Origin of the sequence: Streptomyces griseosporeus (assembly GCF_014656055.1) — a bacterium.
GTDB lineage: Bacteria > Actinomycetota > Actinomycetes > Streptomycetales > Streptomycetaceae > Streptomyces > Streptomyces griseosporeus.
In genome coordinates this window covers 1,012,735-1,027,023 of sequence record NZ_BNBR01000001.1, presented here as the reverse complement: position 1 = coordinate 1,027,023, position 14,289 = coordinate 1,012,735, and the positions used below count along the sequence as shown (strand labels likewise).

Here is a 14,289-nt window from a genome sequence, read left to right as displayed (position 1 = left end):
GACGAGGAACCCATGACGCACCACCATCGTCCACCCGCCGCCCGGCGGCACCGCGCCCTGGCCGCCGTGCTGCTGCCGATCCTCGCCGTGGCCGGCTGCGGCACCGGCTCCGCCGCCGACGGCGGCTCCGGCGGCGCCGCGTCCGGCGGCACCCTCGTCATCGGGGCGACCGGCAAGCTCCCCAACCCCGACACCGTGATCGGCGGCGCCGGCTACGAGGGCAAGCGCCTGGTCAGCTTCCAGCTGTACGAGGGCCTGACCCGCTACGACCTGTCCAGGAGCGACGGCCCCTCCGAGATCACCGGCGCCCTCGCCACTTCCTGGACGGTCGCCAAGGACCGGAGGACATGGACGTTCACCCTGCGCAAGGGCGTGAAGTTCCAGGACGGCACCGCCTTCGACGCCGACGCCGTCGTCTTCAACCTCGACCGCTACCTGAACAAGAAGAGCCCCTACTACACCGACGCGCTCGGCGCGGGCGCGAGCGAGTACGCCGGGGACATCACCCAGTACGGCAAGCTCGACGGCGACCGGATCCGGCTGGTCACCAAGGAACCCAACGGGCACTTCCCGCAGGACCTCGCCCACGTCCTCATCGCCAGCCCCACCGCCGTCCGCAGGACCGGCTCAGCGAAGTTCTCCGAACACCCCGTCGGCACCGGACCGTTCAAGTTCGTCCGGCAGAAGGCCGGCGAACAGATCGAACTCGCCCGCTTCGACGGCTACTGGCGCGGCGCCCCCAAGCTGGACAAGCTCGTCGTCAAGGCCCTGCCCGACGCCGCCGCCCGCACCGCCGCGCTGCGCTCCGGCGCCGTCAACTGGATCGAGTACCCCAACCCCGACGACATCCCGGCCCTGAAGGCCGACGGCGTCAACGTCCTCACCAACGCCTACGACCACCTGTGGTACTGGATCCTCGACACCGGCGCCGGCCCGTGGAAGGACCCGCGCGTCCGGCGGGCCGCCAACTACGCGCTCGACCGCGAGGCCATCGCCGAGAACCTGCTGCACGGCACCGCCGAGCCCGCCCACCAGGCCGCCCCGCACGGCACGTTCGCCTACGACCCCGCGAACGACACCTACCGTCACGACCCCGCGAAGGCCCGCCGGCTGCTCGCCGAGGCCGGCTACAAGCACGGCTTCGCCACCTCCGTCACCGTGCCCACCGGAGGCTCCGGGAACCTCGTGCCGGTGCCCATCGCCGAGGCCGTCCAGCGCGACCTCGCCGCCGTCGGCATCAAGGCGGAGATCCGCACCACCGACTGGACCACCCTCATCGGCGCCGAGGCCAAGGGCGAGGTGGCGCGCGGCTCGCAGGCCGTCGCCCAGTCCACCACCCTCTTCCAGTCGGAGGCGCTGCTGCCGCTGTTCATCGGCACCGGAAGCCCCTTCTGGACCGGCCACTACAGCAACCCCGAGGTCGACAAGCTGCTCGCGAAGGCGGGCGCGGACGCCGACCGAGCCTCCCGCGAGGCCGCCTACACACAGGCCCTGAAGCTCGTCACGGCGGACGCGCCCTGGCTGTTCGTCGTCAACGACCGCAACCCGAGGGCGCTGGCGCCGACGGTGCACGGCCTGGTGCAGCCGCAGTCCTGGTTCCTCGACCTCACGACCGTCCGGGTGGACCGATGACCCTCTCCCCGACCCCCGCCGGCCCGCCCCCGAAGTGGGGCATCACCCTGCCGCTGCCCGGACTGACCATCGACCGGCACCGCTTCCTCGTCGAGCGGCTGCCCGACCTCGGCTACACCGACGTGTGGAGTGCCGAAGGCGGCGGCACCGACGCCTTCACCCCGCTCGCCACCGTCGCCGCCTGGTCGCCGAGCCTGCGCATCGCCACCGGCATCGTCCCGGTGCACACCCGCGGCCCGGCCGTCCTCGCCCAGACCGCCGCCACGCTGGCCCAACTGGCCCCCGGCAGGCTGCTGCTGGGCATCGGCGCCTCGGTGCCCGCGCACGTCACCGACATCAACGGCATCCCGTTCGACGAGCCGTACAAGCGCACCCGGGACGTCCTGCGGTTCGTCACCCGCGCGCTGCGCGGCGAGCACATCGCGGGCGACTTCGACACCTTCTCCATCACCGGCTACCGCCTGCCCCACCCGCCCGCCGACCCCGTCAAGGTCATCCTCGGCGCGCTGCGGCCCGGCATGCTGCGGCTGGGCTTCCGCGAGGGCGACGGCGCCATCACCAACCTGCTCTTCCCCGAGGACGTGGCCAAGATCCTCGACGCCGTCGGACCGCAGCCGCCCGGCAAGGAACTCGTCGTCAAGGTGTTCGTCTGTCCCACCGAGGACACCGACCACGCGCACCGCGCCACCCGCCCGTTCCTCGCCTGGATCCTCAACCGCGAGCCGTACCGCAAGTTCCACGAGTGGCTCGGCCACGGCGAGCTGCTGCGCGAGTCCCACGAGCGCTGGGCCGACGGGGACGTGGACGGCGCGCAGAAGGCGCTGCCGGACGAGGTGGTCGACGGGCTGTTCATCAGCGGCTCGCCCGAGGAGTGCCGGGAGCGCATCCTGCGCTACCACCGGCCGGGCGTGACCACGATCCAACTGTACGTGTCCCTGCCCCCCGAGGTGTTCGTCAGCCGGGCCCGCGTCCTGGACACCCTGGCCCGCCTCGGACCGGCCGCCGCCCACTGACCCCACCCGGGAGGCACCCCATGGAGCTCGACATACGCGGCGGCGTCCGCGCCGCCCCCGTGCCCGGCGCCACCCCCGAGGAGCGGACCGCCCTGCGGTTCGCCCCGGACCCGCGCGACCGCGACGCCGACCCGGCGTTCGTGGCCCGCAGCGCCCGGGAGAACGAGGAGGACGGCCTGGACAGCGCCCTGGTCGTGCAGTCGAGTTCCTGGCCCGACCCCTGGCTGGTGGCCGCCTGGGCGCTGGCGGCCACCAGCCGGCTCCGTGTCGCCGTGGCCCACCGCGCCGGCACGACCGCGCCCACCGTGGCGGCCCGCTCCCTGGCCACGCTGGACCGGCTCTCCGGCGGGCGGGCCGCCGCCCATGTCATCGTCGGCTCCAGCGACGCCGACGTGGCCCGCGACGGCGACACCCTCGGCAAGGCGGACCGCTACCGCCGCGCGGGGGAGTACCTGGACCTCTTCCACCGCACCCTGACGGCACGTCAGGACTTTGACCACGACGGCGAGTTCTACACCGTGCGCGGCGCCCGCGCGGGGCTGTTCCCCGAGCCCCGCGCCGAGCTGATCTCCTTCGGCGGCTCCTCCCCGGAGGGCGTGGCGCTGGCCGGACGGTACGCCGACGTGTACGCGGTCTCCCCGATGCCGCTCAGCGCCACCCGCCGCCAGATCGCCCGGGTCCGCGCCGCCGCCTCGGCCCACGGCCGGACCGTGCGGATCTGGCGTCACGTCACCGCCGTCACCGCCCCCACCGACGAGGAGGCCGAGCAGCGCGCCCGCCGCATCCGGGCCGACGCCCTGCGGCTGACGTCCGGTCCGGACGCCGGACGGCGACTGGACGCCGTACAGCTCGACCGGGACCGCGAGCGCGGCCGGGCCGACGGCCACCGGCCGGTCGCCGACTACATCGCGCGCTCGCTGGCCGGAGCGTTCATCGGCTCGCCCGAGACCGTCGCGGCGCGCATCGGCTGGCTGCGCGCGGCCGGAGTGAGCGTCGTGCAGCTCGACATGCCGCTGGAGACCGACCAGGACCGCGAGCTGCGCCGCGCCCTCGTCGCGCGCCTGCGTGCCGCGCACGTCCGCCGCGGCTGGTGAGCGGGCGGGACTCCGCCGCGCGCCCGCGTGCGTCCTCCGCGAGGCTTTCCCCGGCGAACATGAGACGGCCCGGCTCAGCAGGCGGACGCCCTCTTGACGGCGGCAGCGGGCGGATCGACACTCCAAGGGAATCCTAGTGAAGTGGTAGGGAAAAAGATGAGGCGTGCAGAGCCGGAGCAGGGCCGCCCGAGCCGTACGCCTCTCTTTCCCGTTCGCACACCGCTTCTGACGTCCCGTCGGCACATCGACCTGCAGCGGGTGTGCAGCGCGATGGGGTCCTCGCGCCGGGTGCGCCAGGCGCTCCGAGCGCGCTGAGCCGGCCGCGTCCGGGGCGCCGAGCCCCTTGAGCGGGGCCGTCGCGGCCCCTGCGCCCGGCCGTCCCAGCCCCGGCACCCGACCGTCTCCCGCTCGCCCGGGCACGCGCTCGACCGGACACCCACCGACCGTGCCCCACTCGACCGTGCCCCGTACCCGACCATGCCCCGCACCCGGTGCAGATCGGCCCCTGCCCCCCGCCGCCGCCACCGCCGCGCCAACCGTGCGCGCAGCTCCCGGGAGAGACATGTCCGCATCCAGCGCACCGATCGCCGCACAGACAGCCCCCGCACCGACCGCCGGACCGACCGCCGCACAGACAGCCCCCGCCCCGGCCTCCCCGTCCTCCTCCCGCCCGGCCCCCGCCTTCCGCGGCCGGATCGGCCGGGACGCCCGCAGCGGGCACTACGCCGTGCCCCGCCGCTACCGGCTCTACTTGTCCATCGCGTGTCCCAGCGGACTGCGCCTCGCCGTCGCGCACAGCCTGCTCGGCCTCGACGACGTCTGTCCGGCCACCTTCCTGCCCGCCGTCCCCGACGGCCCGGACGGCGGCCACAGCGCCCTGCGCCCGCTGTACGAGGCGAGCGCCCACCGGTACACCGGACCGGCCCTCGCGCCCGTCCTCGGCGACGACTGGCTCGGCCGGATCGTCAGCACGCACGCCCCCGACATCCTGCGCGACCTGGACCGCTGGTTCGGCCCCGGCCGGCCCGCCCTGTACCCCGAGGACGCGCTGAAGGACATCGAGGCCGTGGAGCGGCTGTGCGCCCAGGGCGTCGACGAGGCAGCGCAGCGCGCCGGTGCGGCCGGCGCCGAGCGGGCCGAGCGGGAAGCGGCGCTCAGTGAACTCCTCGACGCTTTGGGGGAGTTGGAGCACCGGCTGAGCGGCGGCGAGCATGTGCTCGGCGGCCGGCTCACCGCCGCCGACATCGCGGTGTGGGTGAGCCTGGTGCAGCTCGACACCGTCCACAGCCACCACCTCGACGCCGCCGCGGTCCAGCGCATCGCCGACCACCCCCGCCTGTGGGCGCACGCCCGCCGGCTCACCGCCCACCCCGCCTTCGGCGGCCACCTCGACCTCGGCGGCATCGCCCGCCGCCACCGCGCCCGCTGCCGGGGCCTGGAGGCGGCCGGCGCGGCCGTACGGATCCTGGACTGGGAGGCGTACGCGTCCCATCAAGTGGACGACCGTTGACACCCCTTCGGGTGATCGTCTTCAATGACGGCCCAGAACGGTCAAGAGTGTCAGTGACAAGCCCTGGCTGGCTGACCGGCAACCCTCGCACCGCGGTGGGGTGCCCCAGGTGACGACCGGACCGGATGACGTTCGGTAAGCGCGAGGCCCACGACGGGCCGGAACTGGTGACGGTGACGACATGCACGCAGCCGCTGACCTCCTGGTCGCCGACCGTGCCGTCGACCTTCTCCGCGTGAACAGCGCACTGTGTACCGCGCCGGGCCACGCCCGCTGCCGGGGCTGAGCCTCACCCGCTCCCGCCCCGCACGCCTTCCCGCACACCGCCCGAGCGGTGTGCCGTAGCCCGCCCACCACCCCCGGTACCGTGCGCGCCCGCCGTGCACCGCCCCGCCCGGACCCCTCCGGCGCGGGCGCGGTGCCGTCCCCTGCGGCACGGCCCCGGGGCGTCCCCCTCTGCCGGAGCCCGCCATGAGCGAATCCCCGGGCGGAGCCGTGTCCCTCGCCACGGCCCCCGCCATCGACCCGTCACCGAGAACCGCCGCCGCGGACCGAGTCGTGCCCCGACGGCGCCCCGGACGGTGGATCGCCACCGCCGTCGTCCTGGTCCTGCTCGCCCAGTTCGTCCACGGACTGGCCACCAACCCCTTCTACCAGTGGGACCGCTTCGGCTACTGGTTCTGGCGCCCCACCATCCTCGACGGCCTGCTGATCACCCTCGAAGTCACCGCCTGGAGCGCGGTGCTGGGCCTGCTCGGCGGCATCCTGCTCGCCCTCGCCCGGCTGTCGGGAAGCCCCGTGCTGCGGGCCGTCAGCTGGACCTACGTCTGGGTGCTGCGCTCCGTCCCGCTCATCGTCGTCCTGCTGTTCCTGTACAACTTCAGCGCCCTGTACAAGACCCTCAGCCTCGGCGTCCCCTTCGGGCCGGCCCTGTTCACCTTCGACGAGTCCAGGCTCGCCACCGACATGGCCGTCGCCGTCGTCGGTCTCAGCCTCAACGAGGCCGCCTACGCCGCCGAGGTCGTCCGCGGCGGCATCCTCTCCGTCGACCAGGGCCAGCACGAGGCCGCCGCGGCCCTCGGCCTGCCCCGGGCCCACCGGTTCCGCCGGATCGTCTTCCCGCAGGCCCTGCGCTCCATCACGCCGAACTACGTCAACCAGCTCATCGGCCTGATCAAGTCCACCTCGCTGGTCTTCTACGTCTCGCTGCTCGACCTGTTCGGCACCGCCCAGTCCATGGGTTCCACCTACCCCGGCGACATCGTGCCGCTGCTGCTCGTCGTCACCGTCTGGTACCTGATCCTGACCACCGTCGTCTCCGTCGCGCAGTTCTACGTCGAGCGGTACTACGCCCGCGGCGCGACCCGCACCCTCCCGCCGACCCCGCTGCAGCGCCTGCGCACCGGCCTCGCCGACGTGCGCGAACGCCTCCGCCGCGAGACCGCCGTATGACCGCCGTACCCCCTGCCCCACCCGCCCGCTCCGCTTCCGCGCCCCGCCGCACCCCCACGTCCCACCGCCACTTCGCACGAGCCCGAGGAACCGCCATGACCTCCCTGTTCACCCGACGCCGGCTGCTGCGCGGCCTCACCGCGGCCACCGCCGCCACCGTCCTCGCGACCACCCTGGCCGCCTGCGGCGGCGAGAGTGACGCCGCCACCACGACCGACACCGCCGGGACCGTGACCGTGGGGCGGCTCTCCAACGGCGCCGCGCAGGAGACCCCCATCAAGGTGTCCGAGGTCAAGTCCATCAGCGCACGGCTGCCCGAGGCCGTGAGACAGCGCGGCACCCTCGTCATCGGCTCCGGCACTCTGCCCTCCGGCGCGCCGCCGCTCGGCTTCACCGGCAGCGACCAGAAGACCCTCACCGGCTCCGAGGTCGACCTGGCCCGGCTCGTCGCCGCCGTCCTCGGCCTCAAGCCCGAGGTGAAACGCTTCACCTGGGAGAACCTCTTCGTCGGCATCGACAGCGGCAAGGTCGACGTCGGCTTCTCCAACATCACCGACACCGAGGAACGCAAGCGGAAGTACGAGTTCGCCTCCTACCGCAAGGACGACCTCGCCTTCGAGACGCCCAAGAGCGCCACCTGGACCTTCGACGGCGACTACCGCGTACTCGCCGGCAAGACCGTCTCGGTCGGCGCCGGCACCAACCAGGAGCGGATCCTGCTGGAGTGGAAGCGGAAGCTGGAGCAGGACGGCCAGAAGCTCACCGTCAAGTACTTCCAGGACTCCAACAGCACCTACCTCGCCCTCGGCAGCGGCAAGATCGACGCCTACTTCGGGCCCAACCCCAACCTCGCCTACCACGCCACCCAGACCGCGAGCACCCCGCACCCGACCCGGATCGCGGGCCAGTTCTCCGGCGCCGGCGAGACCCTCCAGGGCCTGATCGCGGCCACCGCCAAGAAGGGCAGCGGCCTCGCGCAGCCCCTCGCCGACGCCATCAACCACCTGATCGCGAACGGCCAGTACGCCGCCTGGCTCAAGGCGTGGCACCTCTCCGGCGAGGCCCTGCCCAAGAGCGAGGTCAACCCGCCCGGGCTGCCGCTCGACAACTCCTGACCACCGCACGGTACTTCCGGACCTCCGGACTTCAGGAAGGCGCTCACCGCATGACCGCGACCCCCGCTTCCCCGCTGCACCTCGCCGTCGCCCTGGACGGCACCGGCTGGCACCCGGCCTCCTGGCGCGAGCCGGTCGCCCGCCCCCGGGAGCTGTTCACCGCCGGGTACTGGGCCGACCTGGTCGCCGAGGCCGAACATGGCCTGCTCGACTTCGTGACCATCGAGGACGGCCTCGGCCCGCAGTCCTCCCACTTCCTCGACCCCGACGACCGCACCGACCAGGTCCGCGGCCGGCTCGACGCCGTCCTCACCGCCGCCCGGATCGCGCCGCTCACCCGGCACATCGGCCTGGTGCCGACCGTCGTCGCCACCCACACCGAGCCGTTCCACCTCTCCAAGGCCATCGCCACCCTCGACTACGTCAGCGGGGGCCGGGCCGGGCTGCGCGTCCAGATCAGCGCCCGCCCCAACGAGGCCGCCCACTTTGGCCGCCGCACCGTCCCCCGCATCACCGCCTACGACAGCCCCGACACCGCGGACTTCGTCGCCGGACTGTTCGACGAGGCCGCCGACTACGTGGAGGTGGTGCGCCGGCTGTGGGACAGCTGGGAGGACGACGCCGAGATCCGCGACGTGGCCACCGGCCGGTTCATCGACCGGGACAAGCTGCACTACATCGACTTCGAGGGACGCCACTTCAGCGTCAAGGGCCCCTCCATCACCCCCCGGCCCCCGCAGGGCCAGCCCCTCGTCACCGCCCTCGCCCACGACACCGTGCCCTACCGGCTGGTCGCCCGGCAGGCCGACGTCGGCTACGTCACCCCGCACGACACCGGCCACGCCCGCGCGATCCTCGCGGAGATCCGCGCCGAGCAGGAGGCCGCCGGCCGCGCGGACCAGCCGCTGCACGTCTTCGCCGACCTGGTCGTCTTCCTCGACGAGGAGCCCGGCGCGGCCGCCGCCCGCAAGGAACGCCTGGACACCCTCGCGGGCGAGCCGTACACCAGCGACGCCCTCGTCTTCACCGGCACCCCCTCCGAACTGGCCGACCTGCTCCAGGAGTTCGGCGGGACGGGGCTGACCGGCTTCCGGCTGCGCCCGGCGGTCCTCGGCCACGACCTGCCCGCCGTCACCCGCGGCCTCGTCCCCGAACTCCAGCGCCGCGGCGCCTTCCGCCGCGCCTACGAGGCCGGCACCCTGCGCGGGCTGCTCGGCCTCGCCCGCCCCGCCAACCGCTACGCACACGCCGTCTGAGCCGGAAGGGAACCCACGACCGTGACCAGGCCGCAGAAGCAGACCAAGCAGATCCACCTCGCCGCGCACTTCCCCGGCGTCAACAACACCACCGTGTGGAGCGACCCGCGGGCCGGCAGCCACATCGAGTTCAGCTCCTTCGTCCACTTCGCGCGCACCGCCGAACGCGCCAAGTTCGACTTCCTCTTCCTCGCCGAAGGCCTCCGCCTGCGCGAACAGGGCGGCCACATCTACGACCTGGACGTCGTCGGCCGCCCCGACACCTTCACCGTCCTCGCCGCGCTCGCCGCCGTCACCGACCGGATCGGCCTGACCGGCACCATCAACTCCACCTTCAACGAGCCCTACGAGGTCGCCCGCCAGTTCGCCACCCTCGACCACCTCTCCGGCGGACGCTCCGCCTGGAACGTCGTCACCTCCTGGGACGCCTTCACCGGCGAGAACTTCCGCCGCGGCGGCTTCCTGCCGCAGGAGGAGCGCTACTCGCGCGCCAAGGAGTTCCTCGCCACCGCCCACGAGCTGTTCGACTCCTGGCGCGGCGACGAGATCGTCGCCGACCAGACCGGCGGCACCTTCCTGGGCGACCCCGAAGCCGGCGCCTTCGCCCACCACGGCGAACACTTCGACATCCACGGCCGGTTCAACGTGCCCCGCTCCCCGCAGGGCCGCCCCGTGATCTTCCAGGCCGGGGACTCCGAGGAGGGCCGCGAGTTCGCCGCCGCCGAGGCCGACGCGATCTTCAGCCGGCACGGCACGCTGGAGGCCGGCCAGGCCTTCTACCGGGACGTGAAGTCCCGCCTGCCCAAGTACGGCCGGCGCCCCGAGGACCTGCTCATCCTGCCCGCCGCGACCTTCGCCCTCGCCGACACCGACGCCGAGGCCGAGGAACTGGCCCGAGAGGTCCGCCGCCGGCAGGTCAGCGGCGCCACCGCGCTGCGGCACCTGGAGTTCGTGTGGAACCGGGACCTGTCGGCGTACGACCCGGACGGACCGCTGCCCGACATCGACCCGGACGTCGACTCCGACCACCTCGCCCGCGGCCGGGCCCAGGTGCGCATGTACCGCGACCCGCTGGCCACCGCCCGCGAGTGGCGGGAGCTGGCCGAGGCCAACAACTGGTCCATCCGCGACCTGGTCATCCACACCGGAAACCGGCAGAACTTCGTCGGCTCCCCGTCCACCATCGCCAAGACCCTCAACGAGTACGTGCAGGCGGACGCCTCCGACGGCTTCATCCTCGTCCCGCACCTCACCCCCGGCGGCCTCGACGAGTTCGCCGACAAGGTCGTCCCGCTCCTCCAGGAGGAGGGCGTCTTCCGCACCGACTACGAGGGCACCACACTGCGCGACCACCTCGGCCTCCGCAGCCCCGTAACCGCCGTACAACCCTAGGGGGTTGCGGAGGGTCTTCACGGTGTACGGCACATGACGTGCCGGCGATCCCGCCGCACCGTGAGGACTCTGTCGATGAAGTACCGTCCGGCCGTGCTCGCGGCCGCCGCCTCCGCCGCCCTGCTCGCCGGACCACCCGCAGCCAGTGCGGCGGAGGACCCCGGCGCCCTGCCCACCTGCACCGACGTCTCCACCTCCTACGGCGACTACGAGCAGGACGAGCTGACCGCCTCCGTCGACGTGGCGCCCGTGCTGGTCGCGGGCGGGGACTGGCAGCCCGCCAGGGCCTCGGTGACCAACGTCGGCGAGCGGGACCTGCCCGTGGTCGTCGTCCGCGCCTACCCCTGGCTGCAGACCGGCGAGCCCGACCCGCCCGACATGCGGGACTACGTCAAGACCGAGACGCGGACCGCGGACGGCGGCTGGCGGGAGCTGGACGAGACCGCCTGGATCGACGCGTCCCCGCTGAAGTCCGGCGAGACCCGCACCTACGAACTCCGCGTGCGCGTCGTGGGCAATCTGCCGAGGACACCCGGCGGCTCCGAGTACGCCCTGACGGGCGCCTTCGCGGACGTCTACCGCTTCCCCGACACCGGAAAGGAAGTGCCCTGCACGGGCGTGGCCCCCGCCAACGACACCTTCCGCATCGAGCGTCCGGCCACCACGAGTCCCACCCCGCGGCCCACCACCCCGCGCCCGACGCCGAGCGCCACACCGACCACCACGACACCGGCCCCCAAGCCGACCCGGACTCCGACGACGACACCGTCCGCGACGCCCACGCCCACACCCACCTCGTCCGCGACGACCCCCACACCGTCCGCCCCGGCCGTTCCGCCCCCTGGCACCGGCGGCGAGATGGCCGGGACCGGCACCTCCGACGCCACCGTCCCGCTCGCCGCGGCCGCCGGCGCCCTCGCCCTGCTCGGCGCGGGAGCGGTGCTGCTGGCCCGCCGCCGCAGGCGCTGACCGGACGCCACCGGGGCGCGCCGACCGGGCCCGGCGCACCCCGGCCGCACGTCCTCTGCGATCATCGGCCGATGGACTGCGACATCGTCACCGCCACCGTCGCCGACCTCCACCAGGTCCTCGACGACCACCCCCGCTACTGGGGCGACCGCGACCTGCGCGCGCTCCACCAGCCGGTCATCGTGCGGGAGTTCGGCTCCACGTGCCTGGTCGCGCGGGCGGCCGACGGCATCCGCGGCTACCTCTTCGGCTTCGTCACCCCCGACGGCACCGGCTACGTCCACCTGATCGCCACCCGCGACGACGCCCGCGGCAGCGGACTGGGCCGCCGCCTGTACGAGGCGTTCACCGCGCGGGCCCGGCAACAGGGCGCGGTCCGCCTGAAGGCCATCACCTCGGTGACCAACCACGGCTCGGTCGCCTTCCACCGCGGCCTCGGCTTCGCCGCGCGCACGGTGGAGGACTACGACGGCCCGGGCCGCCCCCGCGTCGTGTTCACCCGGACGCTGGAGCCCTGACCGCGGCATGCGGACCGGAGAGAGCCACCCTCCCCCGAAGGCGACTCTCCCCGGCCGCGCCCCCGGTGCCGGACTGTGGTCCCTGTGCCCGGGCGGGCCGCCCCTGTGTGCTCACCGGCACATGACGGCCGTCTCGCCTCGGCCCGGGCGGGAGCGCCGGGGCCGGCCGACTGCCGCGGCAGCGGGCAGTGGCGAACGGACATGCGCCCAGGCTGCCGTGACCCGCGCGGGAGCGCCTGAGTCGGGGTCTGCTCAAGTCGCCCTGTATCAGGGATGAGCAGGCGGACTCGTAAGAGTGTGACGACTGTTATCGCGACCGTGAGGCCTTCGGACCGCTCGGGGGGAACGCCGGACCCGGACCGCGCTTCGGACATGGGTCGCCCGGCCGAGCCCCGCCCCGGAGCCGCCCCGGCCCTGGTCCGCGTGACGCCGCCCGCGGCGCCCTGGCCGTTCACCGGGCGGGAGGACGAGCTGGAGGCCGTCCGTCGCTGCCTGGCCGCCGGCCGTCCCGGGCTGGTGGTCACCGGCCCGGCCGGCTGCGGCAGGACCCGGCTGGCGGCCGAGGCCGTCCGCGGCACTGAGCACACCACCGTCACCGGCACGCCCGGCGCCCGGGGCACCCGCTACGCCGCCTTCGCCCCCCTGCTGCCCGAGACCGCCACCCTGCACGAGGCCATGCACCGGCTGTCCGCCGTACGGCTGCTCGTCGTCGACGACGCCCATCTCCTGGACGACGCCTCTGCCGCCCTCGTCCACCAGCTCGCCGTGCACGGCCGGACCCGGCTGCTCGTCCTCGTCACGGACGGCATCCGTGCCCCCGAGGCGATCACCCGGCTGTGGACCGGCGACCTCCTGCCCCGCCTGGCGCTCCGGCCGTTGCCGAAGGAGGAGACGGCCCGGCTGCTCGGCAGCGGCGACACGCCCCTCGACCCGCTCACCGTCACCCGCCTGCACGGGCTGGCCCGCGGCGACCTCGGACTCCTGCGCGACCTGCTGGAGGCGGTACGGGCCGGTGGCCGGCTCACCGCCGTCCCGGGCACGGACACGCACGCGTGGCGCGGCCCGGTACCGGTGACCGCTGCCCTGCGCGAGCGCACCGCCCCGGCCCTGGACCGCGCGTGCCCGCAGGAGCGTGAGACCCTCGACCGGCTCGCCCTCGCCGAACCGGCGCCGCTCGACGCCGACCTGTTCGACGCGGGCGTCCTGGAGCGGCTGGAGGCCGACGACCTGATCGAGGCCGACGCCTGCGGAGCCGTACGCCTCGCGCACCCGCTGCACGGGGCGGTGCTGCGGGCCACCGTCGGCCGGCTGCGGGCCCGCCGCCTCGCCGCCGCCCCCGAGGACCGGGCGCTCGCCGTCAAGGCCGAGACGGCCGCGCTGGCCCGGCGCGTCGACGTGGACGACGTACGGAACCTGCCGACCCCGGTGGGGGAGTGGCTGCTGGCCGAGGGCGCGCCGGTGCCGCCCGCGTACGCCGCCGCCCGGGCCCGGTTCGCCCGCCTGCGCGGCGAACTCCGCGACGCCGCGTCCTGGGCCCGCCAGGCCCCGCACGACCCGGCCTGCCGCACGGAACTCGCCTTGGCGCTGGCCCAGTCGGGTGCCGTACCGGAGGCCACGCTCGCCATGTCCAGGGCCGCGCCCGAGGACCCGACCGGGCGGACGCCGAGCGCGGACGGTTCACAGGGCGCCCCCGAGCCCCGGCGCCCAGGTCCCTCGCAGGGCGCGCCCCCGCGCCCGTCCCCCGGGCGGGACCAGGCCCTCGGCACCGTCGCCGTATGGACCGCCGCCGCCCGTGGTGACCTCGCCGCCGCGCTCGACGCGCTGCGCGAGGACGATCCCTACGACGCCGTGCGGCTCGGGCGGCCCGAGCGGGCCCTCGGACGGCTGCGGAGCGGGAGTGTCTTCGCCGCGCACGCCGACGCGCTCGCCCGCGGGGACGGGCCCGCGCTGGACCGGGCCGCCGAGGCGCTGCGCGAGCGGGGTTTCCTGCTGTTCGCCGCCGAGGCGTACGCCCAGGCCGCGCACGTCCACCGGGATCCGGGTGCCGCCCGTACCGCGCGGACCCGGGCCGTCGCGCTGGCGCGGCGCTGCCAGGGCGCGCGCACCCCCGCGCTGTCGGGGCTGGTGCTCGGCGAACTCACCGCGCGGCAGCGGCAGATCGTCACCCTCGCCGCCGCCGGGCTGACCAACCGTCAGATCGCCGAACGCCTGACCCTGTCCGTCCGTACCGTCGGCAACCACCTGTACAGCGCCTACACCCGCCTCGGCACGGGCGGCGACCGCGGCGCCCTGCCGTGGCTGACGGAGACCGCGGACAGCGGCCGGGCGTGAAAGCCTC

The 14,289-nt window shown here is 74.5% G+C and carries 12 protein-coding genes and 1 riboswitch; all 12 genes read left to right on the top strand.

The annotated features are described in order from the left end of the window. The first annotated feature begins 12 nt into the window (after positions 1 to 12). Positions 13 to 1,632, top strand: coding sequence for an ABC transporter substrate-binding protein (locus IE308_RS04490; protein ID WP_190216662.1), 1,620 nt, complete (start codon positions 13 to 15; stop codon positions 1,630 to 1,632). Then, positions 1,629 to 2,645 carry an LLM class F420-dependent oxidoreductase gene (locus IE308_RS04485; RefSeq protein ID WP_190216661.1) on the top strand — a complete coding sequence of 339 codons (1,017 nt, stop codon included), beginning with the start codon at positions 1,629 to 1,631 and terminating at the stop codon, positions 2,643 to 2,645. Before IE308_RS04490 ends, IE308_RS04485 begins: the two co-directional genes overlap by 4 nt. A 20-nt stretch (positions 2,646 to 2,665) precedes the next feature. Beyond that, positions 2,666 to 3,739 carry an LLM class flavin-dependent oxidoreductase gene (locus IE308_RS04480; RefSeq protein WP_190216660.1) on the top strand — a complete coding sequence of 358 codons (1,074 nt, stop codon included), beginning with the start codon at positions 2,666 to 2,668 and terminating at the stop codon, positions 3,737 to 3,739. A gap of 156 nt (positions 3,740 to 3,895) precedes the next feature. Beyond that, positions 3,896 to 4,054: a putative leader peptide gene (locus tag IE308_RS37410; protein ID WP_343234099.1), complete on the top strand. Its 159-nt coding sequence runs from the start codon at positions 3,896 to 3,898 to the stop codon at positions 4,052 to 4,054. A gap of 247 nt (positions 4,055 to 4,301) precedes the next feature. Next, on the top strand, positions 4,302 to 5,249 hold the full coding sequence (locus tag IE308_RS04475; protein ID WP_190216659.1) for a glutathione S-transferase C-terminal domain-containing protein: 948 nt from the start codon (positions 4,302 to 4,304) through the stop codon (positions 5,247 to 5,249). Positions 5,250 to 5,288: 39 nt separating this feature from the next. Continuing rightward, positions 5,289 to 5,397: riboswitch (SAM riboswitch) on the top strand. 323 nt (positions 5,398 to 5,720) lie between these two features. Continuing rightward, positions 5,721 to 6,701 carry an amino acid ABC transporter permease gene (locus tag IE308_RS04470; RefSeq protein WP_190216658.1) on the top strand — a complete coding sequence of 327 codons (981 nt, stop codon included), beginning with the start codon at positions 5,721 to 5,723 and terminating at the stop codon, positions 6,699 to 6,701. Between the two features lie 95 nt (positions 6,702 to 6,796). After that, on the top strand, positions 6,797 to 7,816 hold the full coding sequence (locus IE308_RS04465; RefSeq protein ID WP_190216657.1) for a transporter substrate-binding domain-containing protein: 1,020 nt from the start codon (positions 6,797 to 6,799) through the stop codon (positions 7,814 to 7,816). Between the two features lie 50 nt (positions 7,817 to 7,866). After that, positions 7,867 to 9,072 carry an LLM class flavin-dependent oxidoreductase gene (locus IE308_RS04460; RefSeq protein ID WP_190216656.1) on the top strand — a complete coding sequence of 402 codons (1,206 nt, stop codon included), beginning with the start codon at positions 7,867 to 7,869 and terminating at the stop codon, positions 9,070 to 9,072. Between the two features lie 21 nt (positions 9,073 to 9,093). Continuing rightward, positions 9,094 to 10,464, top strand: a complete 1,371-nt coding sequence (locus tag IE308_RS04455) for an NtaA/DmoA family FMN-dependent monooxygenase (protein WP_190216655.1) — start codon at positions 9,094 to 9,096, stop codon at positions 10,462 to 10,464. 75 nt (positions 10,465 to 10,539) lie between these two features. After that, positions 10,540 to 11,433 carry an LPXTG cell wall anchor domain-containing protein gene (locus IE308_RS04450; protein WP_190216654.1) on the top strand — a complete coding sequence of 298 codons (894 nt, stop codon included), beginning with the start codon at positions 10,540 to 10,542 and terminating at the stop codon, positions 11,431 to 11,433. A gap of 71 nt (positions 11,434 to 11,504) precedes the next feature. Then, on the top strand, positions 11,505 to 11,951 hold the full coding sequence (locus IE308_RS04445) for a GNAT family N-acetyltransferase (RefSeq protein WP_110633740.1): 447 nt from the start codon (positions 11,505 to 11,507) through the stop codon (positions 11,949 to 11,951). Positions 11,952 to 12,323: 372 nt separating this feature from the next. Beyond that, positions 12,324 to 14,282, top strand: a complete 1,959-nt coding sequence (locus IE308_RS04440; protein ID WP_190216653.1) for a LuxR family transcriptional regulator AbsR2 — start codon at positions 12,324 to 12,326, stop codon at positions 14,280 to 14,282. Positions 14,283 to 14,289 lie beyond the last annotated feature (7 nt).

Excerpts from the sequence above, each read along its gene's own strand:
- IE308_RS04490 (WP_190216662.1), top strand. The coding sequence starts at position 13 with ATGACGCACCACCATCGTCCACCCGCCGCCCGGCGGCACCGCGCCCTG.
- IE308_RS04465 (WP_190216657.1), top strand. The coding sequence starts at position 6,797 with ATGACCTCCCTGTTCACCCGACGCCGGCTGCTGCGCGGCCTCACCGCG.
- IE308_RS04450 (WP_190216654.1), top strand. The coding sequence starts at position 10,540 with ATGAAGTACCGTCCGGCCGTGCTCGCGGCCGCCGCCTCCGCCGCCCTG.
- IE308_RS04460 (WP_190216656.1), top strand. The coding sequence starts at position 7,867 with ATGACCGCGACCCCCGCTTCCCCGCTGCACCTCGCCGTCGCCCTGGAC.
- IE308_RS04445 (WP_110633740.1), top strand. The coding sequence starts at position 11,505 with ATGGACTGCGACATCGTCACCGCCACCGTCGCCGACCTCCACCAGGTC.
- IE308_RS04485 (WP_190216661.1), top strand. The coding sequence starts at position 1,629 with ATGACCCTCTCCCCGACCCCCGCCGGCCCGCCCCCGAAGTGGGGCATC.
- IE308_RS04475 (WP_190216659.1), top strand. The coding sequence starts at position 4,302 with ATGTCCGCATCCAGCGCACCGATCGCCGCACAGACAGCCCCCGCACCG.
- IE308_RS37410 (WP_343234099.1), top strand. The coding sequence starts at position 3,896 with ATGAGGCGTGCAGAGCCGGAGCAGGGCCGCCCGAGCCGTACGCCTCTC.
- IE308_RS04480 (WP_190216660.1), top strand. The coding sequence starts at position 2,666 with ATGGAGCTCGACATACGCGGCGGCGTCCGCGCCGCCCCCGTGCCCGGC.
- IE308_RS04470 (WP_190216658.1), top strand. The coding sequence starts at position 5,721 with ATGAGCGAATCCCCGGGCGGAGCCGTGTCCCTCGCCACGGCCCCCGCC.
- IE308_RS04440 (WP_190216653.1), top strand. The coding sequence starts at position 12,324 with ATGGGTCGCCCGGCCGAGCCCCGCCCCGGAGCCGCCCCGGCCCTGGTC.